At 40.5% G+C, this 26,047-nt stretch carries 28 protein-coding genes and 3 riboswitches; of the genes, 12 read left to right on the top strand and 16 right to left on the bottom strand.

The window, feature by feature from the left end; translation table 11 throughout:
* Positions 1 to 254: 254 nt before the first annotated feature.
* A complete protein-coding gene (locus tag ACIQ0C_RS06430; protein WP_403058238.1) occupies positions 255 to 650 on the bottom strand; it encodes a winged helix-turn-helix transcriptional regulator in 396 nt (131 codons plus the stop codon).
* A gap of 134 nt (positions 651 to 784) precedes the next feature.
* Between ACIQ0C_RS06430 and ACIQ0C_RS06425 the strand changes: the two genes are divergently transcribed.
* From ACIQ0C_RS06425 to ACIQ0C_RS06415, 3 genes are all read left to right on the top strand, one after another.
* Positions 785 to 1,303 carry a DJ-1/PfpI family protein gene (locus tag ACIQ0C_RS06425; RefSeq protein WP_403058235.1) on the top strand — a complete coding sequence of 173 codons (519 nt, stop codon included), beginning with the start codon at positions 785 to 787 and terminating at the stop codon, positions 1,301 to 1,303.
* Positions 1,304 to 1,587: 284 nt separating this feature from the next.
* Complete coding sequence (locus ACIQ0C_RS06420; RefSeq protein WP_403058995.1) at positions 1,588 to 3,675, top strand: methyl-accepting chemotaxis protein; 2,088 nt, start codon at positions 1,588 to 1,590, stop codon at positions 3,673 to 3,675.
* Positions 3,676 to 4,664: 989 nt separating this feature from the next.
* Positions 4,665 to 5,870, top strand: coding sequence for a C40 family peptidase (locus ACIQ0C_RS06415; RefSeq protein ID WP_403058232.1), 1,206 nt, complete (start codon positions 4,665 to 4,667; stop codon positions 5,868 to 5,870).
* A gap of 5 nt (positions 5,871 to 5,875) precedes the next feature.
* Here ACIQ0C_RS06415 and ACIQ0C_RS06410 read toward each other — a convergent pair whose 3' ends face one another.
* The 9 genes from ACIQ0C_RS06410 to ACIQ0C_RS06370 all read right to left on the bottom strand — a co-directional run bounded on the left by ACIQ0C_RS06410 (position 5,876) and on the right by ACIQ0C_RS06370 (position 14,810).
* Positions 5,876 to 6,505 (bottom strand): poly-gamma-glutamate hydrolase family protein, encoded by a 630-nt coding sequence (locus tag ACIQ0C_RS06410; protein WP_403058229.1) that lies wholly within the window; start codon positions 6,503 to 6,505, stop codon positions 5,876 to 5,878.
* 84 nt (positions 6,506 to 6,589) lie between these two features.
* On the bottom strand, positions 6,590 to 6,739 hold the full coding sequence (locus tag ACIQ0C_RS06405) for a CapE family protein (protein ID WP_176474433.1): 150 nt from the start codon (positions 6,737 to 6,739) through the stop codon (positions 6,590 to 6,592).
* Between the two features lie 69 nt (positions 6,740 to 6,808).
* Complete coding sequence (locus ACIQ0C_RS06400) at positions 6,809 to 8,392, bottom strand: gamma-glutamyltransferase family protein (RefSeq protein ID WP_403058226.1); 1,584 nt, start codon at positions 8,390 to 8,392, stop codon at positions 6,809 to 6,811.
* A gap of 74 nt (positions 8,393 to 8,466) precedes the next feature.
* Complete coding sequence (locus tag ACIQ0C_RS06395; RefSeq protein WP_403058223.1) at positions 8,467 to 9,750, bottom strand: CapA family protein; 1,284 nt, start codon at positions 9,748 to 9,750, stop codon at positions 8,467 to 8,469.
* A gap of 10 nt (positions 9,751 to 9,760) precedes the next feature.
* On the bottom strand, positions 9,761 to 10,210 hold the full coding sequence (gene pgsC, locus ACIQ0C_RS06390; protein WP_048687555.1) for a poly-gamma-glutamate biosynthesis protein PgsC: 450 nt from the start codon (positions 10,208 to 10,210) through the stop codon (positions 9,761 to 9,763).
* A 15-nt stretch (positions 10,211 to 10,225) separates the two neighbouring features.
* The gene (gene pgsB, locus ACIQ0C_RS06385) at positions 10,226 to 11,407 is read right to left on the bottom strand and encodes a poly-gamma-glutamate synthase PgsB (RefSeq protein ID WP_403058220.1); all 1,182 of its coding nucleotides are present in this window, start codon (positions 11,405 to 11,407) and stop codon (positions 10,226 to 10,228) included.
* A gap of 1,058 nt (positions 11,408 to 12,465) precedes the next feature.
* Entirely contained in the window at positions 12,466 to 12,681 is a 216-nt protein-coding gene (locus ACIQ0C_RS06380) for a hypothetical protein (RefSeq protein ID WP_403058217.1), read from the bottom strand.
* A gap of 450 nt (positions 12,682 to 13,131) precedes the next feature.
* On the bottom strand, positions 13,132 to 14,367 hold the full coding sequence (locus ACIQ0C_RS06375) for a methyl-accepting chemotaxis protein (RefSeq protein ID WP_403058214.1): 1,236 nt from the start codon (positions 14,365 to 14,367) through the stop codon (positions 13,132 to 13,134).
* Positions 14,367 to 14,810 carry a CHASE3 domain-containing protein gene (locus ACIQ0C_RS06370; protein ID WP_403058211.1) on the bottom strand — a complete coding sequence of 148 codons (444 nt, stop codon included), beginning with the start codon at positions 14,808 to 14,810 and terminating at the stop codon, positions 14,367 to 14,369. The genes ACIQ0C_RS06375 and ACIQ0C_RS06370 overlap by 1 nt, the downstream gene beginning before the upstream one ends.
* Positions 14,811 to 14,995: 185 nt before the next feature.
* A riboswitch (PreQ1 riboswitch) is annotated at positions 14,996 to 15,038 on the top strand.
* A gap of 55 nt (positions 15,039 to 15,093) precedes the next feature.
* Here ACIQ0C_RS06370 and queC point away from each other — a divergent pair.
* Genes queC through queE form a run of 3 tightly spaced genes read left to right on the top strand, consistent with a single transcriptional unit; the run spans position 15,094 to position 16,950 of the window.
* Positions 15,094 to 15,759 carry a 7-cyano-7-deazaguanine synthase QueC gene (gene queC / locus ACIQ0C_RS06365; RefSeq protein ID WP_034309401.1) on the top strand — a complete coding sequence of 222 codons (666 nt, stop codon included), beginning with the start codon at positions 15,094 to 15,096 and terminating at the stop codon, positions 15,757 to 15,759.
* The gene (gene queD / locus ACIQ0C_RS06360) at positions 15,759 to 16,229 is read left to right on the top strand and encodes a 6-carboxytetrahydropterin synthase QueD (protein ID WP_076366231.1); all 471 of its coding nucleotides are present in this window, start codon (positions 15,759 to 15,761) and stop codon (positions 16,227 to 16,229) included. The genes queC and queD overlap by 1 nt, the downstream gene beginning before the upstream one ends.
* A complete protein-coding gene (queE, locus tag ACIQ0C_RS06355) occupies positions 16,222 to 16,950 on the top strand; it encodes a 7-carboxy-7-deazaguanine synthase QueE (RefSeq protein WP_403058207.1) in 729 nt (242 codons plus the stop codon). Before queD ends, queE begins: the two co-directional genes overlap by 8 nt.
* A gap of 45 nt (positions 16,951 to 16,995) precedes the next feature.
* Here queE and ACIQ0C_RS06350 read toward each other — a convergent pair whose 3' ends face one another.
* Both ACIQ0C_RS06350 and ACIQ0C_RS06345 read right to left on the bottom strand, forming a co-directional pair.
* Positions 16,996 to 17,343 carry a DUF4260 domain-containing protein gene (locus ACIQ0C_RS06350; protein WP_403058204.1) on the bottom strand — a complete coding sequence of 116 codons (348 nt, stop codon included), beginning with the start codon at positions 17,341 to 17,343 and terminating at the stop codon, positions 16,996 to 16,998.
* A gap of 50 nt (positions 17,344 to 17,393) precedes the next feature.
* Positions 17,394 to 17,963 carry a TetR/AcrR family transcriptional regulator gene (locus ACIQ0C_RS06345; protein ID WP_402835421.1) on the bottom strand — a complete coding sequence of 190 codons (570 nt, stop codon included), beginning with the start codon at positions 17,961 to 17,963 and terminating at the stop codon, positions 17,394 to 17,396.
* 400 nt (positions 17,964 to 18,363) lie between these two features.
* Between ACIQ0C_RS06345 and ACIQ0C_RS06340 the strand changes: the two genes are divergently transcribed.
* Together ACIQ0C_RS06340 and ACIQ0C_RS06335 are read left to right on the top strand one after the other, a co-directional pair.
* Entirely contained in the window at positions 18,364 to 18,648 is a 285-nt protein-coding gene (locus ACIQ0C_RS06340; protein WP_403058201.1) for a hypothetical protein, read from the top strand.
* Between the two features lie 47 nt (positions 18,649 to 18,695).
* Positions 18,696 to 19,667, top strand: a complete 972-nt coding sequence (locus ACIQ0C_RS06335) for an HD domain-containing protein (RefSeq protein ID WP_403058198.1) — start codon at positions 18,696 to 18,698, stop codon at positions 19,665 to 19,667.
* A 149-nt stretch (positions 19,668 to 19,816) separates the two neighbouring features.
* Here the strand turns inward: ACIQ0C_RS06335 and ACIQ0C_RS06330 are convergent, their stop codons facing one another.
* Together ACIQ0C_RS06330 and ACIQ0C_RS06325 are read right to left on the bottom strand one after the other, a co-directional pair.
* Entirely contained in the window at positions 19,817 to 20,245 is a 429-nt protein-coding gene (locus ACIQ0C_RS06330; protein ID WP_403058195.1) for an SRPBCC family protein, read from the bottom strand.
* Positions 20,246 to 20,286: 41 nt separating this feature from the next.
* On the bottom strand, positions 20,287 to 20,763 hold the full coding sequence (locus ACIQ0C_RS06325) for an SRPBCC family protein (RefSeq protein ID WP_403058192.1): 477 nt from the start codon (positions 20,761 to 20,763) through the stop codon (positions 20,287 to 20,289).
* 239 nt (positions 20,764 to 21,002) lie between these two features.
* Positions 21,003 to 21,045: riboswitch (PreQ1 riboswitch) on the top strand.
* Between the two features lie 50 nt (positions 21,046 to 21,095).
* Here ACIQ0C_RS06325 and ACIQ0C_RS06320 point away from each other — a divergent pair.
* Positions 21,096 to 21,638 carry a VUT family protein gene (locus ACIQ0C_RS06320; RefSeq protein WP_403058189.1) on the top strand — a complete coding sequence of 181 codons (543 nt, stop codon included), beginning with the start codon at positions 21,096 to 21,098 and terminating at the stop codon, positions 21,636 to 21,638.
* A 21-nt stretch (positions 21,639 to 21,659) separates the two neighbouring features.
* Positions 21,660 to 21,809 (top strand): hypothetical protein, encoded by a 150-nt coding sequence (locus ACIQ0C_RS06315; RefSeq protein WP_155726451.1) that lies wholly within the window; start codon positions 21,660 to 21,662, stop codon positions 21,807 to 21,809.
* Positions 21,810 to 22,115: 306 nt separating this feature from the next.
* Here the strand turns inward: ACIQ0C_RS06315 and ACIQ0C_RS06310 are convergent, their stop codons facing one another.
* A complete protein-coding gene (locus ACIQ0C_RS06310; RefSeq protein ID WP_403058186.1) occupies positions 22,116 to 22,436 on the bottom strand; it encodes a PadR family transcriptional regulator in 321 nt (106 codons plus the stop codon).
* A gap of 310 nt (positions 22,437 to 22,746) precedes the next feature.
* Between ACIQ0C_RS06310 and ACIQ0C_RS06305 the strand changes: the two genes are divergently transcribed.
* Entirely contained in the window at positions 22,747 to 23,493 is a 747-nt protein-coding gene (locus ACIQ0C_RS06305) for an alpha/beta hydrolase (RefSeq protein ID WP_402835414.1), read from the top strand.
* 103 nt (positions 23,494 to 23,596) lie between these two features.
* On the opposite strand, the gene ACIQ0C_RS06300 is transcribed toward ACIQ0C_RS06305, so the two are convergent.
* The gene (locus tag ACIQ0C_RS06300) at positions 23,597 to 24,301 is read right to left on the bottom strand and encodes a DUF421 domain-containing protein (RefSeq protein WP_403058183.1); all 705 of its coding nucleotides are present in this window, start codon (positions 24,299 to 24,301) and stop codon (positions 23,597 to 23,599) included.
* A gap of 215 nt (positions 24,302 to 24,516) precedes the next feature.
* Positions 24,517 to 24,617: riboswitch (purine riboswitch) on the top strand.
* 174 nt (positions 24,618 to 24,791) lie between these two features.
* Between ACIQ0C_RS06300 and ACIQ0C_RS06295 the strand changes: the two genes are divergently transcribed.
* A complete protein-coding gene (locus ACIQ0C_RS06295; RefSeq protein ID WP_095394328.1) occupies positions 24,792 to 25,985 on the top strand; it encodes a nucleoside transporter C-terminal domain-containing protein in 1,194 nt (397 codons plus the stop codon).
* Positions 25,986 to 26,047: the final 62 nt, after the last annotated feature.

Raw genomic sequence — 26,047 nt, 5'->3', positions numbered from 1 at the left:
CGCAAATTTCTTCCATCTAGTAGGGGTTTCAACAGTAAGAAAACATTAGCATAACCAAATCTTAATCATGGTTCGGGATGGGAGCATCAAACCAATATTTTAAACAAAGTTGATTTGGAGCGGATGTTTGAGACTCCTGCTTAGAAAAGCGTGTCCAAGGGAGACCTCACAGGCGCCAAGACCGCCTGCGGAAAGCGAGTACCTGGAGGCAACGTTCACATTTTACAATTGGCTTCGTTTTTTCGGGTCAGGCATTATTTATTCGCATCATTTTCACTGACATGCATTTCTTGTTTAATTTGATTCATCCTGTTTTTTCCCCACTCATACATCATTTCAACGATCGGCAGCAAGGTCATTCCAAGGTCAGTCATCGAATATTCGACTTTTGGAGGGATCTCGGGATATACCTCCCGATGGACGATGCCGTCTTCCATTAGTTCACGTAACTGATTCGTTAAGATTTTATGGGATATTTTCGGGAAAAGCCTTTGAAGTTCACTGAATCTGTGTGGGCCTTCTACACCTAGATGCCATAGAATGACGATTTTCCATTTGCCGCTGAATATGGATAAAGTAAGTTCTTTTTCGCAATTATAATAGCCGTTTAGGATCTTTTCTTTGATTTCATCTCTTAATGTTTCTGACATGGACATTAGCTCCTTTTTTATTTTACCAGTAACCTTAAGGTAACCTCCGCACATAAAAGTGCATTCTTCACAGCGCCGATTACCAGCGTTACAATTTGAGTAGATCAGACAATTCAATTCAGGAGGCAATATATATGAGTAAAAAAGCATTACTAATTATACCACCAGAACGTTTTAATGAAGATGAATTATTTCAGCCGAAAGAAGTATTGGAAAATGCAGGAGTGGCAGTAACGATAGCCAGTACGAAAACAGGTGAAATAACAGGTGACTTTCAAGGCAAGGCTTTGGCAGAGGTGATCTTTTCTGAAGTTTCAGCCAGTGATTATGATGCAGTTGCAGTGATTGGGGGATCAGGTACGAACGATCATCTATGGGGTAACCAAGAATTGCAAAGTTTTTTGAAACAGGCGCATGAGCAAAAAGTTCTTGTAACGGGAATTTGTGCAGGTTCTGTTACTGTAGCGAAAACGGGTTTACTTTCTGGACGTAAAGCTGCTTGTTACCCAGTTGATGTTCAAATTGACGAATTGAAAGCCAATTCCGCTGAATATGCAAAACAGCATGTCGTTGCGCATGATGATATCATAACAGGTGATGGTCCGGATGGCGCAAAAGAATTCGGAGAAAGCTTAGCCGCAGCGTTACGCTAAATCTTATTTTACTGCTGACCCTAATATTACCCATGTGAAACCCTTGGATTCTATACAATCCAAGGGTTTTTTTTATTTGAAAAAAGAATACGAACTTTAGACCTATAAATTTTTCCTTAATTGGTGATTGACAAGGGATGTATAGGTCTATAGTATGTTTATGTGGAAAAATAAAGTAAGTAATCGTAATTTAGGAAGGATCCATTTTGAGTATAGATTGAATCTTTGTTTTCACACATGTTAGCGAGAGTATTTGCAGGTCAAATAAAAGGGGGAAATTATTGATGGGAAGTTCATCGATTGACAAGAAAGAAAAAGTAAAGAGAAGGATATCGCTTCGGATAAAATGGTTACTATTTATATGTACATCCATTTTTCTCGCGATAGTCGTATCCGTTTCGATAATGGGGGTAAAGGTGACCTCCATTTTTAAAGAAGATAGTACGTCCATCAACAAAAGCTCGGCCCAAAATGCAGCGGCACAAATCAATTTGAGCATGGCAACGTATGAAAATTCGCTAGAGCAATTATCACAGCTGGTTTCCAATCAGATCAAGAAGGGTGATTCAATCAAGGATATCCAAAAAACGTTAGAGGCTTTTCAAAAGAACAATGAGGATTTAATTTCCGTTTATTATATGGATGGATCGGATGGTTCCTTGTATGCTTCGCCCCAAATGGATTTCAATCAGGATGCTAGGGAGACTAAGACTTATACGCAGCTGACCGAAAGACCAGAAACGAAATGGATGGATGTGTATAAGGATGGAGTTTCGGGAATGATCATGACTTCCGTTGTCACGCCCGTGTTATCGGACGGGAAAATGGCAGGGGCCCTTGGTTATGATATCGACCTTGCGACAATCGGGAAAATGAGGTCAACCATCGAAAAGGGTTCTACCAGCAATCTGGTGATATTGGATTCACAAGGTTTTATCGTGAGTTCATTCATGAAGGATATGGACGGGAAGAATATGAATCCTGACAAAAGCGGCCTGGAAGAAGGTGTGGAGGATTTCATGACGGACACTGACCGATTCAATTCAGAGTTCAAGTGGGTGACCGACATGTATAATGGGGGCGACAAGGCGAATCAATCCTTGACGTTGGATGGTGAAGATTATACAGGTGAATTGAGTACGGTCCCTGAAGTGAACTGGAAGGTGTTGGCGCTCACTCCGGACAAAATATTGCAATCCAAGCTGGATGGCATTAATAGAATCGTAGTGATATCAGGTATTTTAGGTCTCTTACTCGGGATGGTATGTGCTCTTTATCTAGCAGGAAAGTTAACGAAAATCATGGCCGACTTCCAAAAAATCATAGAAAAGACGGCGAATGGGGATTTAGTGACCGGATTTGCCATTAAATCCAATGATGAGATTGGGGACTTAAGCAAAAGCTATAACTCGATGCTTGGGAAACTAAGAAGATTGGTTGAGAAGGTAAACGGCAATGCGGAATCGGTGACAAATGCCAATGCCGGTTTATGCCAAATAGCTGCTGAAAATAGTGCGGCCATTACAGATGTTTCACGCGCGATAGAAGAGATTGCAGCGGGTGCATCGAATCAATCTGAACAAGTGGAGCATGGTGCGGGCACGATCCAGGTCCTTAGTGGAGAAATCGATGGGTTATCAAAAAAATCGAGGGAAATCCAATCCGTATTGGAACTTGCATCTGAAAAAATAGAGTCAGGGAAACAAGAGGTAAGTGGTTTGGAAGCGTCATACTCTAAATTAGAAATGGCGTTTTCTGCAGTCACCAGCATGAGCTTAAGACTAGTGGAAAAATCAAAAACCATTTCCGATGTCACGAATGCCATTTCGGAAATATCGGAACAAACCAATTTGTTATCTTTGAATGCATCTATAGAAGCTGCAAGGGCAGGCGAGTCCGGCAAAGGTTTTGCTGTCGTGGCGAATGAAGTAAGGAGTTTGGCTGATGATTCAAAGGAAGCTACAAAAAACATCCAAGCAATCATCCAAAGCATTCTGTCAGATACAGAGGAATTGCTGAAAACGACCAATGAAACGAATCAAATCAGCAAGGACCAGAAAAATGCCGTGAACACGGTAAGTGAAGCCATGAAAGAGCTGGAGGAGTCCGTCGGGAAAATATCCAATTCGATTCAGGAAGAAACACGATCCATTGAAAGCATCAATCAACAAAAGGAAACGGTTATTAAAGTGATAGAAGAAATCACCGCCGTATCGCAGCAAACGACAGCTTCATCAGAAGAAATTGCATCATCGATGGAGGAACAAGCTGCTTCATCCAATGAACTTGCTCAATATACACAGCAGCTTACACAGTTAATAAATGATTTGGAGCATACGTTGGGGGAATTCCAGATAGAGAATAGGGAATAACAAGCGTTGCAAAAAGGGAGGCCATTACAGTGGTTTCCCTTTTTTGTTAGATTGCCATTTTTGAAGGGTGAATAGTTGAACGGGGTATCTCTCTTTAGTGGACAAAATCAATAGAAGTACAAAAGTACAATTTAGAGGAACGGGTCAATTGTCCATGCTTTTTTTACGAAGGGGAATATTATATAGGAATGGGACAAGTAGCACGGAAATTTTAATGTTGTTCAATGGACAGCAGTTTTTGTTATTTCCAATGCTGCATGTCCAAAGATTCAATCTGAAACTAGAATAATGATCCCATGGAGCCTGCCTAGATGGAAAACGTGGACGATTGGATTGATTAACGACTGCCAATGGATAATGTATTTAGAAGCTTGCACATTATTTTATGCGATAGATTCATAGAAACGAGGGGAATGCCATTTAGCTTTCCCCTTATTTACTTCTGCTAGATGATGGGTGATACCAATGGATTCAGGTTCCTGATCAAAAATCGATCGCCTTCGTAATCAATTTCCGTTTGTTCTGTGGGAGTCCGATGGGTCGATCAAAATTTTTATATCATGTAAAACGAGAATATCCTCGTGCTCATTTTTGAGCTTGCCAAACTTAATGTGTTCTGTTTATGCCAAACCTCAAATACGTTTCCCCTCCCAAACTATGCTGCATATTTTTAATTGCCTGCAGGGCTTTATCTGTCATTTATATCCGGGATTCCTCTAATCTACCTTTACCCATTCTGCACAAAACAATAAAATTCTCTAGCGGCATAGGAATAATGATTTACGGTTAAGGTGTTTTATTGAATCGGACTGATGGTTTTTTTACAAAAACAGGCTAAAGGTTTCATTGTTTTTACCGATAATATTGCTGTGGTGAGCACTAAGACTCATTCGTTTGAGTGGATGATAGGATAGAAGATTCATATGATGGAATTTACTTGAACATCGTAAATAAATAAAAATATTTCAGCGTATAAAGGAAGGGTTAAAATGTTTAATGGAAAAATAATAAGCTGTATGATACTTACATTGGTATTCATGGTTAGTTTCACTTTTTTAGCTGGCTTAAAGGCCGAGGCAGCAGATCCTGTGCATACTGTACTTACTGGCGAGACGGTAGAATCGATTGCCAAGACATATGATATATCGGCTGAGCAATTGATGAAAACGAATGGTTTACCGGATGAAAAGTTATTTGCGGGCCAAAAGTTGACAATCATTCAAACGGCGTATACTCCTTCCATCTATCAATGGTCGGAGAGAGGGAAAAAAATTGCAAACTATGCGAAAACTTTTATAGGGTTTAAAAAGACAGCTGGAGAGGAGACGCCTGAAAAAGGATTTGATTCGAGCGGATTGATTCATTGGGTGCTTTCCCGGCAAAATGTGCCGGTCGACCGTTTGACAGTAGATGGTTTTTATAAGCAAGGGATGGATACAGACACTCCGAAAACAGGGGATATTATATTCTTTCTGGAAAAAGACAGCTTAAAAGTCGTGACTGCGGGTATTTATGTCGGCGAAAACCTATTTGTCAATTCTGGATATGGTGCAGAAACGGTTCAGGTGAGATCCACTACAGAAGATTACTTTGCAAAATACCAAGTGGCGTACAAAACATACACGCCTAAAGGAGAGCATATCGTCCAATCGGGAGAAACGCTTAATAGTATATCGGAGAATTACAGCATTTCCATGAGTACGATCAAAAGCCGTAACGCTTTAAGGACGGATGAGTTGATGCAAGGGCAGTATCTTCAACTATACAGCAACCCGTTATTTCCGTTTTATGTAAACCAGGAGGCTGCATATGATAAAGCATATGATGTCATCAAGTATGCATATACTTTACGCGGATTCACCTATGTTTTCGGGGGAGAAGATCCAATGACCGGAATGGATTGCAGCGGCTTCATTTATTGGGTCATGAAGGAGCAGGGCCTATCTGTAAAACGAGATTCCGCAGCGGATTACTTCTCATTGGTGCCCAAAATCGAAAATCCAAAAGCAGGGGATTTAGTATTTTTTAGGGACACAGGAACAAGGCTAGGTGTGACCCATGTAGGAATTTATCTGGGTGATGGCCGTTTTCTCAATACAACGGAAAACACCGGCGTTCATATTTCCAACCTTTCGTCAGGTTATTTTGCCGAGAAATTCGAAAGCTTCGGTCAAGCTGAAAGCCTCATCGAATAAGAAGGTCATTCAGCCTGTTTATATGCAAGCGTCGCTTTTTCAATGGCAGTAACGAACCGTTTAAACAGATCACAGTGATTGACCCTGTTCTTACTGGTAAAGTCATCACCTTTGAAAAAGCTTTTTCTAAGCTTTGTGGAAAGTTCCAATTGCACGCCTGCACCCGTTTTGGATGTGTTGGTGATGTTGTTTCCGCTCATGCCTGAAAGGTGCTGCGGTGCATGTTCAGTTTGGAATCCAGCTTTGTTGAGGCATTGCTGAATAAGGTTCTTATATCGTTCGTTCCTTCCGCCAATGTAAACCAGCGCATTATGTACGTCGTAGTGGCCATGGATCGAAAGGGCGGTCTGAGCGTTCGCTGCCATTGAAACGCCGTTCGGTTCATTGAACAAGCGGGATGTTATATGGAGGACCTGGTTGCCACTTGGTTTTAGGCCTTCGAATAGGTAGGTGCTTGCACAAAGTCTCTCTCCAAGTGCGGCTGCAACTTCGCTCGTACCTGGTTCGATATTCCCGCCATGAATGGCTAGAACTGCAATATAAGGATTCCTGTGATGAACGATGATTCGGTAATCAAGGTATTCTTGTTCATTTTCCTGTAGTTCAAAAAAATCAGTATAGCTATTTTTAATCATGGTTATCCTCCGTATCCGTAGTGTATTTAATCTTCCATACCCGTTGACGGCAAAATAAAAAAAGCGGGGATGCCCCAGCTTTTTTTATTCTTCGACAGTCGTATATTGTTCTATTTTCTTTTGCTCGTCGGGTGTTAACGTTTCTGTCCGTTTAAACGTATTCATTGTCACAAGCAGGGCCGCTACAAGAAGAACAGGTATAACCCAGCTTGTTATTTTTTTTACGATATTCATATTCAAAATCCCCTTATACATCGCTAAAATTCATATGATATTTAGAAAAGGAGGAACTGGACGGCCTGTTTATTGCTGAGCTTTCCAGCTTCCATTTCTTCTTTTATCCCCAGCTCCGGATATTTGTCCATTTTTCTCGTTTTTAACGAGTGCTTGAACCCCGCCATAATACATGGGGGAAATCTTCTGAATGACTTCATATCCTGAATCTTCCAAGTCGGATATTATTTCATCCGAAAGCCTGGATTCTGTATAAATCTTCTTTCCATCAAAGACGAACCGATTACGGTCGACGATATCCTGTAATGAGCCTTCATTTTCTGTATAAGAATAAAGAACCTGCATCAATACTTGTGGAATCCTATCACCGCCTGGTGAGCCGATCCCAATCGATTCCCGCCCTGGTTTCTTGAGAATGGTCGGAGCGGTGAAAGTTCTTGACCGTTTATATGCCTCTTGAGAGTTCAAGCCGGACCGGAAATTTTTCAATTGATCGTTAAGGAAAAATCCATTCGTATAATCCCCAGATCCGAAAAAGTTACTGAGCGTATTTGTTGCGGAAACGACAGTGCCATTCTTGTCCATTATCACAAAGTGTGTCGTACTTTCATGTTCTTCGGAACCATTCGATTCTTTATCTTCCCATTTTTCACTTTTGATCTTATTTTTAAGATTATCCAAATGAATGGGGGAGAGCAATTTTTCCGCCTTGGAGTGACTTATTCCATCTCCAACATGGGCGGTCCGATCTTCATAAGCAGTATCCGTGATGCCCCCCAACACTTTCATAGAAGCTGATTTGCTTGAAGAATCACCTAGGTTCATTTCCTCGGCTAGCTTTAGCATTTCAAGAACTGTAATTCCTGAAAAGGGCGGAGGGGCGGTAAAAACATCATAACCGGCAAATGTTCCTTGGACCGGCTTACGTTCTTTCACCTTATAGCGCTTTAAATCCATCAAATCGATATCTGATTCTCTTTTAATATCCCGCGCAATTTCCCCTTTATAAAAACCTTCAGGACCTTCCTTTTGAATCTGCTTCAATGTTTCAGCGAGTCTTTCTTGGACGAGGGTTTTGCCTGGTTCAATGGCATCACCATCAGGATAAAAAAGTGAAGTCGCATCGGAAGATATCCTTGGCTGAGCCGCTTTTAAGCGTGATGATAACGATTCGTCGACTTCAAATCCGCCTTCAGCCAAATCTATCGCCGGCTGAAGAAGATCTGCCATTGGTACGCTCCCATACTTATCACTAATAACCTGCATGCCGGCCACCAAGCCAGGAATCCCTGTATCGTGTCTTGAACTCGGGTCTTCTGGAGAGGATTCACGATAATCGATAAACTCGGGATCGCCGGATTCAGGGGCAATCAGCATACCGCCGCCACCACCCACGCCAGATCCATAAGGTTCAACTACACCCAATACATAAGATACGGCAATGGCGGCATCCGCCGCCGTTCCGCCGTTTTTCAATATATCCATACCGACATCTATTGCGATTGGGTTTGAAGAACTGACCCCATATGATTGTTCCGTATTACTCTTTATCGGATCATTCGTGTCAGAAATAGGGGGTGTCTTCGAACATCCAGCAATATATATGAGTATGCTAAGGGATATGAGCACTTTTCTCGTCATACGGTTAATCATCGGTTGTTCCCCCTTTTCGTTGAGCTTCTAAGTTGTGTGTCTTCATTCTTCTAAAAGTAGTGACAAAGCGTTCCTTACTGAATGGGGTGTATTTCCTGTTGGTTAGCTTGGACTGCCTTTTTCTCTTGTGCAGCTTTTTTCTCCAGTGCAGCTTTCTTTTCCATTGCTGCCTTTTCCTCTAGTTCACGTTGTGCCTTATGGTCGATTACCTTCTTGTGATCCAAGGTAATCTCGATGCGATCCTCTTTTTTCGACCACTGGACTTTTTCACTCGTTTCCTTCGTCAATTGCCGGTAAACACGTGATTTGTCAATTGAAGAGGTAGCTGGCCTTGGTGTTGCTTCTTCAATTTGCAATGGTACAACATCGATTGTAGCTTTTCCGTCTTCCGCTAAATGGTATTGAACCATGGCTGAATCCTTTGTGCGTGTCCAGCCTTGATCGAATATGAAATTTCCTAAGCTATAGAAAATGATTCCATCTTTATAAACATCAAACGATTGAAGAACGTGGGGGTGATGGCCGATGATGATGTCAGCCCCCGCATCGATGATAGCTTTAGCCAAGTCTGTTTGACGGGCGGTTGTAGATGTCGAATACTCTTGTCCCCAGTGCATATTCACCACAACCAAGTCTGCGTTGCCTTGCTTGGCATCTTTTGCTTTGCCGATCATTTCAAATAATAAATCAGGATTGGAGTTTAATAGTCCGGCTTTATCATTTTTAGACACGGCATTCTTACCGTAAACATCTGTGAAGCCAAGTGTTGCGACACGTACGCCATTAACATCCGCATAGTCGATGCTGTTTTTTGCTTCCGCAGAGTTCGAGCCAACACCAACATAGTGCATATCCGCACTTTTGAATTCATCAATCGTGTCAAGAAGTCCTTGTTCTTCATAGTCCATCATATGGTTATTGGCCAAAGACACCACAGAGAAGCCAGCATCTTTAACGGCTTCCACACCACTGGTATTCGAGTTTAACCGGATGGGCGTATCTGCTTCCTTGTAGTTAGATACATCTTCTTTTAAAGCGGTATGTTCATAGTTCCCACTGACATAATCCGAATTGGAAAAATAGGGTTTCATATACCGGAAGAGGTATTCGTACCCGTGCTTTTCCGTCACTTCTTCAACATAACGTCCCATCATCACATCACCGACCATTGTCATCGTAAATGGTTGATCGGAATTCAATTCGACTGTTTTCACTTCCTCAGCCCGTCCCATCCATGTGGTAATGACTAAAGCGATTAGTAATATAGGTAGTATGATTCCAGTGTATTTAAGATTCTTTTTCTTCGTGCGTTTAATAAAGATAAGTGTTTTTTCTTTTGCATTTAAAGTCCGTTTCATTTTTTGCACCTCAGAATAGGTAGTACACGTTCATTAAGCCGAAAGTTAAGCCGGATAATAAAAGCGTGCTGCCAAGTGTCAATGGCATTCCTTGTCTTTGTATGGTATTCGCTATCAATCCAGGTACGATTATACCGATTCCCCGAAACTCGAATATTTCAAAGGGCATGACGGGGTAGACTAAGTCCAATAGGAGTTTCAAGCAAATCCCGGTCACCATCATGGCGGCGAATTTTCTTCTTCCATATAAAATCACCCATCTTGAAAGGCCGTGAGTGACGATTAAATAAGTTACGACACTAATGATCAAAATGGTCAGCATGATTTCCCATTGATCAAATACTAATGCCAAATAACCTGGCACGATAAGTCCTGCGGGTACGACACCCGTCTTTTCTGAAAATATAAGGCTAAGCGTTACTCCCAATACTAGGGCTACATATAAATCCGATCCAAACATTAAGGTTCCTCCTACTTAACTTGCTTTTTGCTTTGTTTTAGATTTCATGAATGCTTCAATTAATGGTTCCGCAGCACCGTGAATATTCCCGACACCGTAGACGATGCGATTTTTCATCAATGGGCGGAGACGGGCCACGATTTCTTCAGTTGACCAGTTTTCTAAATCCCAATATTCTTTAGTATCCAATTTCCCTTGCTCGAATACCCTTGTAATCGGTGATGTGGTTTCACCAATGGCAATGACGATTTCAGATTTTATGTAAGGCAATACATCTCTAGCAAACTGCTCGGTACGGTCCACACGGTCAGCCCGGCAGTTCATGATGACGATAGGAGGTTCTGAGCTGTATCCGAACGTTTTGACACGATCCCAGATGTTCAGCGTCGATGCCGCGTCGTTTGCTGCAAAGCCATTGACAAAGAAAGTTGGCTGGATTGGATCTCCAAACCGGGTAATCCGCATGGCCCCTGGATCGGGATGCGCATTCAACATGCCGCGAAAAGCCGTTTTTTCATCAATGCCCAAAGCTTCAGCAACGGCCAGGGCCAGTGATGCATTATCCGGAAATACCATATAGTCGAATTCACGCAGGAAGTCTTCCGATATTCTGGAATTGTCCGCAACGATCACTTTTGTGTTGCGTTCTTTGGCAATTTGCTTGAAAAAGTCCAAATATTCACTTTCGATGGTTATTAAGTGACCATTATAGGGTATGGTAGCAGTGAAAGCTTCAGCAACCTCATCCATAGTCGGTCCCATGACATCCATATGGTCTTCCAATACATTCACGATGACCCCAATGTTTGCTTGGATCATTTTGTTTTGGAAGATTAGTTGATAGTCAGGCTGAACGGCCATGCACTCACAAACCAGTGCTTCCGTGCCTAAGTCGGCAACTTCTTTAACTACACGCCGTTGTTCTCCTATGTTGGGTCCTTCAGGGCGGCGTACAATCGGTTTTTCCTTGTCGGTAAACCAATAGATCATCCTTGCCGATGTTCCGGTTGTTTTACCTACTGTTTTGTATTTTGCTTCCTGGATCACACCTGTAATTAGACGCGTTACAGTCGATTTCCCTCGAATCCCATTCACATTCACACGTACTGGAATGGAGTCGAGACGCTTCTGATGGCGTTTTTGTTCAAAAATGCCATAACCAAGCAAAAAGATCGCACAAATAAATATTGGTGCCATTTTTTAACCTCTCTTTTTTTCAAATATTTGAATTACTGAATACACACTACATGATTTTAAACTTAATAGGCAAGAGCGAATTATTCTATTGTAATATAGTTATACTTATCTTTTTCAAATAAATGTATATTGGGGTGTAATAGTATCTAATGGGATAAAATATTTTATGAGTACAAAGATATGGGGGGGAATCGAAGGAATCCAAATTTTTTTTACACTAAATTATGGAAAGTTTAATAAAAACCCATTTTGGTCTGAATCAAAGTAGTTTTGTGAGCAATTGAACCTAATTCATAGCGACTATATTTGAATAATAATTATTTATAAAAAGTGATGTTTATTACAGTTTATTAATTGTTTATACCCATTGTTTGACATAAACTTAATAATTTTTATGCATTTGTCATTCAATGTGAAATATTGCATCTAACGACTCAATTAGTTGAACTCTTTTGAATTGGATAAAGATGAGTAAAAGAACACATCTCTTTTTTTTGATATTATCCAGTTTTTCTCTTAGTAAATACCCATGGGCCTATAATTGAACTTTTACCTAAAACATGAAATAAACTAAAGTTAACCCATTTCTTTTAAAAAATACCTAGTTTCTTCTATAGATATAGTGTTTATATAAGAAAAAATAAAAAAGCTCAGAAGCATATCTGAGCTTTCGGACTGTATTTTTTTCTTTAAAAAACGTTCCAGTTGATTTCAGAAATACGCTCCCTTTCCGCCGACTGTCTGCCAAGCCTCATTAAAGCAAGCCACTGCAGTTTCTCGGCTAGCCAGTTATTCGGTAGGAGTGTCGTAAATTTCTTCATTCCAATATGGATTACAGTAAAAACATGAAAGATAATCTAGTCTTGTTTAAAAACATGGCTGGGATAAGACCGTACCGCCCCCGTTTGTCGACAAACCGAAAGCTCAGAAGCATCTGAGCTTTCGGCTTATATATTGTAAATGAATGGAATGGTGACGATTCTCCGTATATCTAGGAGCTTTAACGTTTGTGGTTCTTGAGCTACAGCAGGGGTAGCTGATTATGGAAGGAATCAGGTTTAACTGGATTTCTTTCTGTCAGAAATCTCAAGGGTGGAGTCCTTTTTACCGCCATCAATCACATAAAATCTAGGAGCTAATCTCCTTCTTTTTCCTTGATTGTCAGGATTCATCTTCATATAATTTTCGTATTCTTTGCGAAAGAATTCTTTGGTTTCCCGTTCGAGTGCTTTTCTTTCGTTAAAATCTGCGATGAATTTGAAAAAACGTTTCATATGAATTCCTCCTTGTGGGGTTAAAAGGTCTTAGTTTAATAGTAACATATCGTTGGTGAAGTTTAACCTTTTTTTGCAAATTTGGAGTGGCAATTATGTTTTTGTGTGAATAAAGTTGTGAACAGTTTGATTCGAGAGAAAGCATGCGATGGATCCTTACTGAGTATAAGTGACCGTGCATGGTGTTGAAAGGGAATGTCGGGATTAGCAGAAAGCGGGTATTGGAAGCAATGATTAACTAAGTTAAAATATTCCTTATATTCATTATACACTAAATATTCTGAAAACAAAGGAAAATTATCAATTCCAGCCGCTTTTAATAGATTTTCTTTTTAATGCTTCATTATTGTGTATAGTTATTTATTACCCGAATATACGAAAATGAAACAACCCTTATAATAGGAGAAAAAAAGCAATTTCCCGCATTCACGTATCGGGAAATTGCTAATGTCATAATTGGAACTTCTTAACCTGTTCAGTCAGCAATTCTGCCGAAGATGCAAGTTCACTGGCATGATTCGTGATTTCATCCATCGAAGAGCTGGATTGCTGGGCGGAGGCGGAGACTTGTTCGATTCCTGCCGCAGACTCTTCAGAAACGGCTGCGATATCTTCGATAGCCTGATTGATTTTTTTACTATTTGTGAAGATATAGTTCAATTCTTCTGTAATTTGCTGTATTTTCATTTCCACATTCCCGACAGAGTGATTGATTGTTTCAAAGGTTCGGCCTGTGAGCGTGATCTGTTTCCTGCCTTCATCAACTTGTGTATAACCATCTTCCAGGGAGTGGACGACTGTTTTTGAACGCGTTTGAATGGCGGAGACAATATTGGTGATATCCCCGACGGAGTGTGTGACCTCTTCAGCGAGTTTCCGCACTTCATCGGCAACGACGGCAAAGCCCTTGCCATGTTCACCAGCACGAGCGGCTTCTATGGCTGCATTCAGCGCCAATAGATTGGTTTGATTGGATATATCCTTGATGACCTGCACAAGCTGCGAAATTTGCTGTGATTGAGAATCGAGCCCTTTCACTTGCTCTACGGCACTTTTGACAATCACATCAATACTTTGCATCTGTTGGACCGAACTGCGCATTAAAGCGGTGCCCTCCTTGGTCAAGGAAAGGATTTCGGTTGAACTTTTAGCTACATCCACTCCTTCTAGGTGGGCCAAATCGATCCTGCCGGTGAAATCATCCATCATACGAACCATTTCAGCTGCCCGGTTGGCTTGTGACTCCGAACCTTCCGAAAGTTCATACATTGTAGTCGCTATTTGCTTGCTGCCCTGCCGCACTTCATTTGCTGATTGAGTCAGATCCTCGCTTTGGTTGGAAACGGATTGCGAAACAACGAGCATTTTTTCAATCGTATCACGAAGGTTTTGCTGCATTTGGTTGGCGGAGACCGTTAATTCGCCCAGTTCATCATATGACTTTTGCTCCAGGGGCTCATGATTCAGTTCTCCGTCAGCCACCATTTTCATCCTGTCCCTGATTTTAAGGAGAGGGGTGGTAATGAGGTTGGCAGTAACAAGCGCCAGCACAAGGCCGATAAGGACTGCCGCAATGGACATGATGATACTTGTCGTCTTGACCGATTTCCCGCTTTCGATTACGGTTTCACCTGAAGCGACAATCAATTCCTCGCGTTTTGAAGCAAGCTCCTTGAAACCCTCCATTACTTCATTGCTGATTGGCGCCACTTCATTTTTGAGTATTTCTTTAGCGCGTTCTTCATTTCATTTTCATATTGCGTAAATACCCGCTCTACAATCATCGTCCTCCAATCCACGCTTTTCTCGATCAATCCCTTTGCTTTATCAGAATCGCTTAAGGCTAGGAGTTCCTCCTGGATGACCTGGCTTTCTTCAGTATATTGTAAGAACCTTTCTTTATAACTCTCGTCGCCATATAAAATATAGGCTCGGGCGAATGCGGTTCTTTGTGCTAGATTATATAGCAGCTTTTCGTCTTGGATAAGAAGCGGAAGTTCCCTTTCGATGATACCCCGGGAATAAACCAGTGACTTGTTGCTGCTATAAATGTTGAATGCTCCTAAGATGACACATAAGGATATGATGAGTGAAAATGCCACCAATACCTTTGCTTTAATGCTTTTCAAATTAATGGACCCCTTTATCGAAATTTTATTCACTCTTTTTTATCGGATATTCAATGGCATTTTTAAGCAATGAAAAGTTAACCAATTTTTCCATCAGGTCTAATGTTCACTTTATATAAACATCTTGATTTCTAATCATTTTCAAGTTACTATTGACTTGGAAAAATATAATATTCCGCGTTAAGGCGGAAGAGGTTCTAGCTACCCTCTCAAAAAAACTAAGGAGAAACAGTGCTCTATTCTTAGGGTGCTGTTTTTTTCCGTAAAAAGGAGTTTTATAGAAATGAAGAAGAAAGAAAAGGCAGTGGTTGTGTTTAGCGGAGGTCAGGACAGTACGACGTGCCTGTTCTGGGCATTGGAGAGATTTGAGGAAGTGGAAGCGGTAACGTTCGATTATAATCAGCGGCATAGCTTGGAAATCGAATGCGCTCAAAACATTGCCAAGGAATTGGGCGTGAACCATCATATCCTTGACATGTCGCTGCTGAACCAACTGGCACCGAATGCATTGACGAGAAGTGATATCGCAGTGGCGGACGGAGAAGAAGGGGAGCTGCCGTCGACGTTCGTACCAGGGAGGAATTTGCTGTTCCTTTCGTTTGCCGGAGTGCTGGCGAGTCAGATTGGCGCTAAACATATTGTCACCGGTGTCTGTGAAACGGATTTCAGCGGATATCCAGACTGCCGCGATGTATTCATTAAATCGTTGAATGTGACCTTGAACTTGTCCATGGACCAGTCATTCGTGATTGATACGCCGCTAATGTGGCTTAATAAAGAGGAAACATGGGAGCTTGCTGACCAGCTTGGCGCGTTCGACTTTGTCCGCGAAAAGACCCTGACTTGCTATAACGGAATCATCTCCGATGGCTGTGGAGATTGTCCGGCATGTAATCTGCGGAAAAAAGGACTGGATGACTATGTAAGCAGACGGAAGGTGCTTTCATGATGTACGGTTTTACGATAGTGGATAAACTCCAAAAAATAGATGAAGATATTCAGCGCAGCCAATTGAAGTATACAAACAAGAGGGTCCTCGTGAGTAAGGAATTCACCTTTGACGCGGCGCACCATCTGCATGACTATGAAGGGAAATGCAAGAACCTCCATGGCCACACGTATAAGGTCATTTTCGGATTGAGCGGGTATACAGATTCACGCGGGTTGATGATAGATTTTGGGGACATCAAGGATATATGGAAAAATGAAATCGAAATTCACCTGGATCACCGTTATTTGAATGAAACCCTGCCGCTCATGAATACAACAGCTGAAAATATGGTTGTCTGGATTTATGAAAAAATGGCCGAAGCCCTTTCATTAAAAGAATATGAGGGTGCTAGGGTCGAATTCGTTCGACTGTACGAAACGCCGACAAGCTATGCCGAAGCCAGACGGGAGTGGATGGAAAGTGAGTAAACTCCCGGTTATGGAAATCTTCGGTCCGACCATCCAAGGAGAGGGAATGGTCATTGGTCAAAAAACGATGTTCGTTCGGACGGCCGGCTGCGATTATTCGTGTTCCTGGTGTGATTCCGCATTTACTTGGGATGGCACCGGTAAGGAAGATACCGTCCAGATGACTGCCGAAGAAATATGGGATGAGCTGAAGCGAATTGGGGGTTCCGGTTTTTCCTTCGTGACGATATCGGGCGGAAACCCGGCTCTGCTGAAAAACCTAAACGGCTTGATAGCGATCTTACATGAAAATAAATTGAAAATAGGTGTCGAAACACAAGGGAGCCGATGGCAGGATTGGCTTCTTGATATTGATGAACTGACTATTTCACCTAAGCCGCCGAGCTCTGGAATGAACACGGACTTTACGGTGCTTGACCAAATCATCTCGAACCTTGCCGATCGAAATCCTGAATACCATGTCTCATTGAAGATCGTCGTCTTTAACGAGGAAGACTATCAATATGCCAAACATGTACATGGGCGTTACCCGGATATTCCTTTTTATCTGCAGGTCGGCAATGACGACAGCAGGACGGCGGATGATCGTCAACTGATCAGCGGCCTATTGAAGAAGTACGAAGAGTTAATTGATAAAGTGATAGCAGATGATGAATTGAATGATGTGAAAGTCCTGCCCCAGCTGCATACCTATGTATGGGGTAACAAGCGGGGCGTGTAAAGTAAAGGCAGTGTGATGTTTAAATCACACTGCCTTTTAAGTTTATTACAACCTTTGCATGTGTGTAGCTTTGAAGGATGATGTGTATTTAAGGCCATATCCAAATAAGCGGTCCATTCCTATATGCGCGGTCCATATTAAACCAATCATCATCATTGCATCCAACTTTAGAAAAATGGCTAACAAAATCATGAAGATGGACAGGATATAAGTATGGAATAAGTTATAAACCTTTGCTCCAATCCGATCATTGATCAGATAGGCCAGCATGGAAACATCAGGAGATAAAATCAACAAAAGGAAAATCCACCAGCTGAATTCATATAACGAATAGATGTAAAGCACCGCTAAAAGTGCCATAAGTCCTTCAATATGAAGGAATTTCTTCACCATTTTAAAACCTCCAAAGTTTAATTGACCATTGGTCAATAATATTTAAAAAATTATATGATATTCTTGGTGATATTTTTTACATGAAAATAAGCTAAACCTTTTACATCTTGATAAGATAGTTCAGAATTAATATAAAAAGTTATGAATCCGTGAAGAGAAAGAAAAATCGACCAAATGGATGCAGGATTCAGTTTGTTGTCAGTTAGGTCCGTCAGGGACTGGATTAGCTTTTCGTATGTTTTATTAGAATCGAATTGAAGTAACTGCTGAATTTCTTTTTCCTTCGATAAGAACATGATGGAATAATGATTCTGTTGGGTTAAACCGAACTCCAGGAAGCACAATAAAATCTTTTCCATTTTTACAGGAGGGTCATTTTCCGACATGATGATATCATCGATTAAATTATTTAAAACGGAAAAATCCGTTTTCACCAAACTATAAAATATTTCCGCCTTATTTTTAAAATGATAATAAATGGCTCCATGGCTGCAATCCAACGATTTAGCCAATTGCCTCATTGAGACATTCGAATACCCTAACGTTGCAAAAAGGTTTCTAGCTTCATTCAAAACCATGTCCCTGGACAATTCTTTACCTGCCGATTTCCTTGGCGACATCCTGTCACCTCCTTATTTATTGACCACTGGTTAATTAGGATGATAACTCACTGATTTTAAAATGTCAATTATTAGACAAAATTATAAAGTGCTGTTTTTTAAGTTGAATTTTTCCATTTGATCAAAAGAGAGCAAAGATGGGGATGCAGAACATTGCCGATGGATTATTTCCCCGCAACCAGTTAGCTTAAATACTAGTGGGCATGACTTTTCCCATATCCATAGCAACTCAAGAAACAGGAATTTACAGCTATTTTAAAGGGTGAAATCATAGGAAATATGAATGTCCTGTAATAGAAAAAGGGAACCAACCATATATACGCTTGATTTATTTTTATACCACGAATGTCCTGATATGGTATTATAAGGGTATTGGTGAAGCGTTGGAGGGAATCGATAAATGAAAAAGAAATTCGGAATTTTGGCATCAATTTTCATAATCTTGACCGGCTATTTTTTATTAACTAAACCGTATAAAGATAAAACAAAACCTGTAGAAGACTTTATAAAAGTGAATCCACGAGATCAGGTAATAATAAATGAAATGATAATCATAGAGGGCATTGATGAGGTCAATCCAGGTGATATCGATTTGAATGATGAAGAGGAAATAAAAAAATTGGCAAAAAAGCAATATGAGGAAAATGAAAAGGGGGAAATAATTTTTACAAAAGAAAATCAGTGAAATTACCTACCTGTAATGAGTAAACTAATGGGGGGAGCCGGCAGTTATTGATAGTTTTGGATAGTATCTATGGGAAACACATTGTAGAGGGAGTTCTTGAAGAGCTGATAGTAAGCAAACCTGTCCAAAGGTTGAAGGGGATACATCAAGGCGGGGCAAGTTATTTAGTTAATGAGAAGTGGGATGTCACACGATTTGACCATTCAATTGGTGTGATGCTTTTAATAAAAGCGCTTGGGGGTTCATTAGAGGAACAAATCGCTGGCTTGCTGCATGACATATCCCACACTGCATTTTCACATGTTATTGATTTCGTTCTGGATTGTAAGGATGAAGATTATCATGAAAAGATATATGATCAAGTCATTATGGAATCCGAAATCCCATTTATACTGAAGGAGTATGGATATGATTGTAAAGTCATTTTTCAATCAAAATGGGAATTGCTTGAACAGCCAGCACCTGAGTTATGTGCTGATCGGGTAGATTATACTCTCAGGGATATGTATCAATATGGACATATCACACTGGAATCCGTTAATGAATTTCTAGACCATGTAATTATAATAAATGGAAGGATGTATCTGGATAATATTGAATCGGCGGAATGGTTTGTGAAAACGTATTACAGCGAAGTTATTGATTTTTTCATGAATCCACTAAATATATATGGCTATGATGTCTTGGCAAAGACCTTAAAATTGGCTTTAACTAAAAAACTGATCAGCCTTGATGACCTACTCGGTACAGATGAAGAAGTCATGTCCTTGTTAAGCTCCACTGAAGACCATGAAGTGCAAAACCTGGTAAAACGGATCCATGGTAACGTTAAGGTGAAAGAAGATCTATTGGAATACGATATACATTTTAAAAATAAAATGCGCCTGATGGATCCTTCCGTTATTCAAGGAACCCAATCAGTAAGAGCATCCAGTTTATCTGAAAAAGTCAAGAAAATGGGAATTGAAGCCTATAAAAAAGCTTCGAAGGGCATATATCTAAAAGTGATTTCCGATTGAATTTCATGTCAAAGATTCATCGAAAGATCTAAGTCTCCTCCAGTATAAAAATTTAGTTGATTTTTATGGACAATCGGTATCTAGAAGGCGATTGATTAACGGGTGCCTTATCAAAAGGACACAAAATCCGAACCAGCACCCTTTAATAATTAAAAAACTAAAGTAGTAACACCATTTTCTAAATAACCCTTTAAACAGGTTAATGTATATACCCAACCTTCTTTTTGTCCGATCATTTTGTTTATTATTTCAGGGTCGTCTTCACTCAATCCAGATTCGTTTACTTCAATGATTGTACTCGTTTTATCCAACTCTTTTAGTGTAATTGTAACGACCGTTTCTTGATCATTTCCGCCCCACGTAAACACGATTTTCCTATTTTCCTCTACTTCCAATACATGAATGACCACTTCAGCATCGTATTCGTTATATCTCAATGTTGGCGTCCGGCCTTGTTCCCATCTTTCCGAACTCGATGAGAACCAGAAATTCCCGATTTTTTCAGGATTCACAATGGCTTCAAACACTTCATTCGTTGGCTTGAAGATCTTGAATTTCGTGATTATTTGGGTATCCATACTAACTCAACTCTCTTTCAATGTGTTTTTATAGTTTCCGTTTAATTATCCCAGTCTACTGATATTGGCGGCAGGGTCCGTCCAGTTTCAAGCAAGCTCTTCAAGTTACTTAGAATGGCTGGCCATCCATTATTCAAGCCTTCAAAGGTATTGTCATCGTTTACGAAATCTGTCTCCAAAAGCTCCTCATGCCTAAGCGTTAACTTCACAGTCGAATCGTCCATTTTCTGTAATTCAAAAGTGACCCGTGTAGGCTGCTCGCGAGGTGTTTCGTCTCCTGCCATGATCCATGTAAACGAGAGGAGGTGCAGCGGCTCGCATTTAAGTACATTCCCATAATCAGTAATCCGCCCATCTTCCAGCAAATATTTAACGGCTGACCCTTCCTGCCAGTCAGACTGTACTTGCAATCCGAAGTGGTATTTCTTCGTGACTTCACCACTCGTCAAGGCTTCCCAAAGCTTCTCTGGTGTGGTTGCGATATAAATAGGATAGACAAATGTAGTTTTTTTCATCATTCTTTTTCTCCTCGCCAAATAAGGTACATGACTCTATCTTTGATTTTCGGCTTTCATATACAGCCGGTCAAGCAGTTTTATGCGACAGAAATCGGCAAAAGGGGGAAACAGGGCCATTGAAGTAAATGGCTAAATCAATAGGTATCCGCGAATACATACTAAAATCGACGGTATGGAAACTTCTTGATTTCCAATCGCTTTCAAGCTACGATGAATAAGGAAAATGATAATCCGCCCGGGCGGAAGAGGTTCTAGCTACCCTCTCAAAAAAACTAAGGAGAACAGGGCTCTTTCTTAGGGTGCTGTTTTTTCTGTATAAGGAGAATTAAGAAATGTTAAGAATTTTATTGTATTTAGTATCCATCATCACGGCGAATGTGGTTACAGCAGCTTTTGCGCCATTACATTTTGGCATGTTCATCATCCCGATGGGTACACTGCTCATCGGGGGAACCTTCATCTTCCGGGATCTGGTCCAGAATAAATTCGGCCGCGCGAAGACCTATATATGCATCGTCACTGCACTTATTTTATCTGCATGTGTATCATTTTTATTAGGGGATACGTTACTGATTGTGTTTGCTTCCGCATTATCCTTCGTGGTCGCAGAAACAGCGGATACGGAAATTTATACCCGTTTAAAGCTCCCGATGAGTTGGAGGGTGTTTTACAGCGGGATCGTTGGAGGATTTTTCGATTCGGTGATATTTGTCGTGGTTGGCCTAAGTCCTCTGGGTGCCAATATATTGCCATGGGAAGCAGTACCCGCTGCGGTCATCGGCCAAATCATCGTAAAAACTATCATTCAGTCCATTGGTGCCGTATTGTTGGGAAGAATCAACGTAGAACTGGAGAAACGTGTAGTCTCCAGTTAAATGCCAGGAGGGATGCACTCGATGGATGGAACCAAAAAAGAAGAAGATAAATGCTATTGCCTCGAGGCCTTTCGTGAAAAATATGGCCCGCATGTTCAAGGGGAATGCATGAAGCTCTCCTGCGCCAATTATCGCAAGCATAAAGGAATAGACAAAAAAGGACCAAATTAGGTCCTTTTTTTGCGTGATTGAAGTAATTCACGAGTTAACGTGCGAATTCACGAGTAAAAGTGCAAAACTCACGAGTAAACGGCGCAAATTCACGAGTAAAAGTGCAAAACTCACGAGTAAACAGCCCAAATTCACGAGTAAAAGTGCAAAACTCACGAGTAAACAGTGTCGAAATCATGATTGCAGTACGAATTTTACGTTTAAACAGTGCGAAATTAAGTGTGCAGCACGCTTTTACGAGTAAAACAGCAAAAAAAGCTTCCTGCGCCGTTCCATTAATGGGTGCAGGAAGCTTTTTTATTTGGTTTAGAATTGCTCTGCGCTTTTCCGAACTAACTTTTCCAGGAAGAAAAAGCATTCGCGTTTCCGCTCAAGTTCGGTTTGGCCATTTTCGGTGACATGATAATATTTCCTGCGACCTGATTCGGACTCTTTCCAATGGCCTTTTATGAATTCTTTTTTTTCTAATCGTTTAAGGGCGGGGTAGAGGGTGCCTTCGCCTATTTCATATTTGCCCATGCTCATTTGCTTCAAGATCTTCGTGATTTCATAGCCGTATAGGTTTTTTTGTGAAAGAAGTGAGAGCAAAAGGAGGTCAATGCTTCCCTTCATTAATTCTTTATCCAAATAAAATCTCCTCCTTTTCATTTTTAAAGTGTAATACGTTGTACATCGTATCACAAGGTGCATTTTACTTTTCTTAAAAAAAATGGTTAAATGACGATTGCTAAATTAATTTAATCATAGTAAAATGTGCTTCGGAACGGATGAGTTGTGAAGAGTGTGGTAAGTATACTATATACATGATTTAATTGTTTTAATGAAAATACGGAATAGGATAGAAGAATCCCTACTCAAGGGGTATTAATTGATTTTTTTTCGAAAATCATTTAGATTCTATTTATCAACAAGAGCAAAGAAAGAAGGTCCTAGATAGATGAAAGTGAAAGCACCTGAGTCATTCACATTTATAGGTGGAAAGAGAGCAGTTCTTCTGCTTCACGGGTTTACCGGAAGTACAGGAGATATGAAGAAATTAGGGAAATACTTGAATGATCTCGACTATACTTGCCACGGACCTCTTTATAGAGGGCACGGAGTATCAGCAGAGGAACTTGCTAAAACAGGTCCAAAGGAATGGTGGGAAGATGTAGTTAATGGCTATAATTTCCTTAAAGAAGAAGGTTATAAGGAAATTGCAGTTGTAGGAATTTCTTTAGGAGGAGTTTTCTCATTAAAAGTGGGAATTGAATTGCCTGTAAAAGGTGTAGTTTCAATGTGTGCTCCGACGCAAGGAAAAAGTATCGATCGGCAAAAGAACCGCTTGCTCAATTATGCACAGGCTTATAAGAAGTTTGAGGGCAAAGATGCAGATCAAATTGCTGCAGAAGTGAAGCTGCTTGAAGAAGAGCCTATGCCTCAACTAAAAGATGTGTTGAACATTATAAATGAGACAGGTGAAAATTTAGATTTAATCACATCACCAACTCTTGTTCTGCAAGGGCGTTTGGATGATCCCGACTATACGGAGAGTGCTACAGCGATTTTCAATGAAGTAGATACGCAGCATAAACACTTGATATGGTATGAAAAATCGGGCCATATTATCACATTGGGCAAGGAACGTGAACAGGTGTATGAAGATGTGTATAAGTTCTTAAATACACTGAATTGGTCGGAGTAATAAGTGATATATTTGATCCCCTTTAAGTTGAACGTGCAAAAAGCCTACATTCATATGTAGGCTTTAACACTATACTTGAGGGGGTTTTATTTTGGCTGAAAATCTATTTGTAGAAAAAGACCTTTAAGGTATCGTTATGATCAAGAGTTGCCAATAGAATATCGTTCACTTCGGCATTATATGTTATTTTGATTCTGTTTTTCAGCCATACTTCGTCTTTACCACCCCGATGCAATTCTTTAGAATCAATCTTTCCCTCTTTAATAATCGTTTTAGGAAAAGTGAAGGCATTTGTTGCAAGGTGCATATCTGCAGGGGTTACTGCTTCATATTGAGGATCTAAAAACAATGAAATGGTACCGCCCGGTTCCCATAGTGCGAGGGATACTTTTTGAATATCTTCGACTTTTTCTTTTCTTAATTCCGATAATAAAACATCGATGGAGATTCGGGCCCTTGCTAAGCTTTTGTAAATGATTTGTCCATTTTCGATAAGCGGAAAGGGGGCAGAGTCAAAAAAACTTCGGAGTTTGCTCCACTTAAGGACCGCAAACACACTAATTATATATAAAATGACCAATACACTGGTTGTTATCATTGAGCCCTTCAAACCTAACTTTTCGTCAGATAAAGGGTGGGCAAGAATGTTCCCAATAATCAATGCCATTATGAAATCGAGTAATCTTAACTGCGATATGGACCGTTGTCCCATCAATTTAACCGAAAAAAGTAAGAAGAAGAAAGAAACAATGGCTCTTAAAACCCATTGGATTGCAGTAAGAGTTTCCTGGCTATTAAAAAAATCCACGAAATTTCACGTCCTTATTTCTATTGGGAAGCTTATTTAAAGACCTCTTTAGATGGGGCCGTTTATAGTTTTAGCCAGTTCCTTCATAAGTATTACCCAACATTGGCCCTTCGGAGACTTCCTTCATTGTTTTCGAAAAATTTATATTAATATAACAACTTTAAAACGTATTGTAATTAAAAATAAACTGATTTAAAATGATATCTTTCCTGAGAAATTTATTTAAAAAATATCCTTGTATAATATCAGTGACAATGGTCTGATAGTTTCTACCTGGCAGCCGTAATGCCGGACTACAAGGAAGTATGAAAATAGAAGAGATGAACAGATTTATGTTGGTTCGCTTGAAAAAAGCTTGATCCATTTAATATGTTTCATGAAGGCTCTCACTTTTTCACACTTTCTTGCTGCGGCTGAAGGTGTAAAAAGGTGAGGGCTTTTTATATAAAAAAAACGAATGGGAAATGATATAGACAAAGGGGATGAAAGCATGTATTTCTTATTGAATATACTAGGTGTTTTAGTTGTAATGGGCATCGTTTACCTTTGTTCACCTAATAAAAGGAACGTTAAGTGGAAAGCCATTCTTACCTTGCTGGTTCTTGAATTGCTTATCACATGGTTCATGCTATCAACAAAAATAGGGGCGTGGGTCATCAATCTGATCGCTTCATTCTTCACCTGGTTGATTGAATGTGCGAATGAAGGGATTTCTTTTGTCTTTCCTTCGCTCATGGCAAATGAACAAGTGGATTTCTTTTTCAGCGCATTGATGCCAATTATCTTCATTATCACGTTTTTTGATGTTTTATCGTATTTCGGTATACTTACCTGGATCATTGATAAAGTGGGATGGCTCATCTCAAAAGTTTCCGGTTTGCCGAAACTTGAGAGTTTCTTTTCGATTCAGATGATGTTCCTGGGAAATACCGAGGCACTTGCCGTACTCCGCCTTCAGCTCAGTGCGATTAAGGATCAGCGTCTATTGACATTTGGAATCATGAGTATGAGCAGCATCAGCGGTTCAATCATTGGAGCCTACCTGTCCATGGTACCGGCAACCTATGTTTTTGTAGCGATACCTTTGAACTGCTTAAATGCATTGCTGATAGCTAACATGCTGAATCCCGTCGATGTCAGTAAAGAAGAAGACGTCGTTTATGTACCTTCTAAAGAGGAACGTAAAGATTTCTTTTCCACCATTTCCAACAGTATGTTGGTTGGGGCCAAAATGGTCTTCGTCATCATGGCAATGGTTATCGGCTATGTGGCGTTAACGGCCAGCGTAAACGGCATTTTCGGCTTCTTCGTGGATGGATTGACCATTCAAAAGATTTTCTCCGTCATTTTTAGTCCATTTGCATTCCTGCTTGGATTAACTGGACATGATGCCATGTATGTCGCACAATTGATGGGAATCAAGCTTGCAACGAATGAGTTCGTTGCCTTGCTCGATTTAAAGGATAAAGTCAGTACACTGCCTCCGCATACAGTCGCTGTGGCTGTCACTTATTTGACGTCATTTGCCAACTTCAGTACAGTGGGCATGATCTATGGAACATTCAATTCCATCCTTAATGATGAGAAATCGAACATCATCGGAAGGAATGTTTGGAAGCTGTTGGTTAGCGGGATGGCTGTTTCCTTGCTAAGTGCCATGGTCGTTGGATTATTCGTTTGGTGATTTAAAACATGGGCGTCCATTTGGATGTCCTATCTGAAAAAAGCTGTGCAGGATTTTCCCAT

The organism is Peribacillus sp. NPDC096448 (assembly GCF_044762675.1).
GTDB classification, from domain to species: domain Bacteria; phylum Bacillota; class Bacilli; order Bacillales; family DSM-1321; genus Peribacillus; species Peribacillus frigoritolerans_B.
Note: the sequence above shows the minus strand (reverse complement) of the source record. Positions and strands in the feature narration are given on the sequence as shown.

What these genes read in the sequence shown, in the direction of transcription:
- pgsB (WP_403058220.1), bottom strand. Translation starts at nt 11,407, where the DNA reads ATGGCACCAATATTTATTTGTGCGATCTTTTTGCTTGGTTATGGCATT.
- ACIQ0C_RS06325 (WP_403058192.1), bottom strand. Translation starts at nt 20,763, where the DNA reads ATGATGAAAAAAACTACATTTGTCTATCCTATTTATATCGCAACCACA.
- ACIQ0C_RS06425 (WP_403058235.1), top strand. Translation starts at nt 785, where the DNA reads ATGAGTAAAAAAGCATTACTAATTATACCACCAGAACGTTTTAATGAA.
- ACIQ0C_RS06340 (WP_403058201.1), top strand. Translation starts at nt 18,364, where the DNA reads ATGAAAAAGAAATTCGGAATTTTGGCATCAATTTTCATAATCTTGACC.
- ACIQ0C_RS06380 (WP_403058217.1), bottom strand. Translation starts at nt 12,681, where the DNA reads ATGAAACGTTTTTTCAAATTCATCGCAGATTTTAACGAAAGAAAAGCA.
- ACIQ0C_RS06315 (WP_155726451.1), top strand. Translation starts at nt 21,660, where the DNA reads ATGGATGGAACCAAAAAAGAAGAAGATAAATGCTATTGCCTCGAGGCC.
- ACIQ0C_RS06305 (WP_402835414.1), top strand. Translation starts at nt 22,747, where the DNA reads ATGAAAGTGAAAGCACCTGAGTCATTCACATTTATAGGTGGAAAGAGA.
- queC (WP_034309401.1), top strand. Translation starts at nt 15,094, where the DNA reads ATGAAGAAGAAAGAAAAGGCAGTGGTTGTGTTTAGCGGAGGTCAGGAC.
- pgsC (WP_048687555.1), bottom strand. Translation starts at nt 10,210, where the DNA reads ATGTTTGGATCGGATTTATATGTAGCCCTAGTATTGGGAGTAACGCTT.
- ACIQ0C_RS06420 (WP_403058995.1), top strand. Translation starts at nt 1,588, where the DNA reads ATGGGAAGTTCATCGATTGACAAGAAAGAAAAAGTAAAGAGAAGGATA.
- ACIQ0C_RS06320 (WP_403058189.1), top strand. Translation starts at nt 21,096, where the DNA reads ATGTTAAGAATTTTATTGTATTTAGTATCCATCATCACGGCGAATGTG.
- ACIQ0C_RS06410 (WP_403058229.1), bottom strand. Translation starts at nt 6,505, where the DNA reads ATGATTAAAAATAGCTATACTGATTTTTTTGAACTACAGGAAAATGAA.
- ACIQ0C_RS06345 (WP_402835421.1), bottom strand. Translation starts at nt 17,963, where the DNA reads ATGTCGCCAAGGAAATCGGCAGGTAAAGAATTGTCCAGGGACATGGTT.
- ACIQ0C_RS06375 (WP_403058214.1), bottom strand. Translation starts at nt 14,367, where the DNA reads ATGGAGGGTTTCAAGGAGCTTGCTTCAAAACGCGAGGAATTGATTGTC.
- ACIQ0C_RS06395 (WP_403058223.1), bottom strand. Translation starts at nt 9,750, where the DNA reads ATGAAACGGACTTTAAATGCAAAAGAAAAAACACTTATCTTTATTAAA.
- queD (WP_076366231.1), top strand. Translation starts at nt 15,759, where the DNA reads ATGTACGGTTTTACGATAGTGGATAAACTCCAAAAAATAGATGAAGAT.
- ACIQ0C_RS06405 (WP_176474433.1), bottom strand. Translation starts at nt 6,739, where the DNA reads ATGAATATCGTAAAAAAAATAACAAGCTGGGTTATACCTGTTCTTCTT.
- ACIQ0C_RS06400 (WP_403058226.1), bottom strand. Translation starts at nt 8,392, where the DNA reads ATGATTAACCGTATGACGAGAAAAGTGCTCATATCCCTTAGCATACTC.
- ACIQ0C_RS06295 (WP_095394328.1), top strand. Translation starts at nt 24,792, where the DNA reads ATGTATTTCTTATTGAATATACTAGGTGTTTTAGTTGTAATGGGCATC.
- ACIQ0C_RS06350 (WP_403058204.1), bottom strand. Translation starts at nt 17,343, where the DNA reads ATGGTGAAGAAATTCCTTCATATTGAAGGACTTATGGCACTTTTAGCG.
- ACIQ0C_RS06430 (WP_403058238.1), bottom strand. Translation starts at nt 650, where the DNA reads ATGTCAGAAACATTAAGAGATGAAATCAAAGAAAAGATCCTAAACGGC.
- ACIQ0C_RS06330 (WP_403058195.1), bottom strand. Translation starts at nt 20,245, where the DNA reads ATGGATACCCAAATAATCACGAAATTCAAGATCTTCAAGCCAACGAAT.
- ACIQ0C_RS06415 (WP_403058232.1), top strand. Translation starts at nt 4,665, where the DNA reads ATGTTTAATGGAAAAATAATAAGCTGTATGATACTTACATTGGTATTC.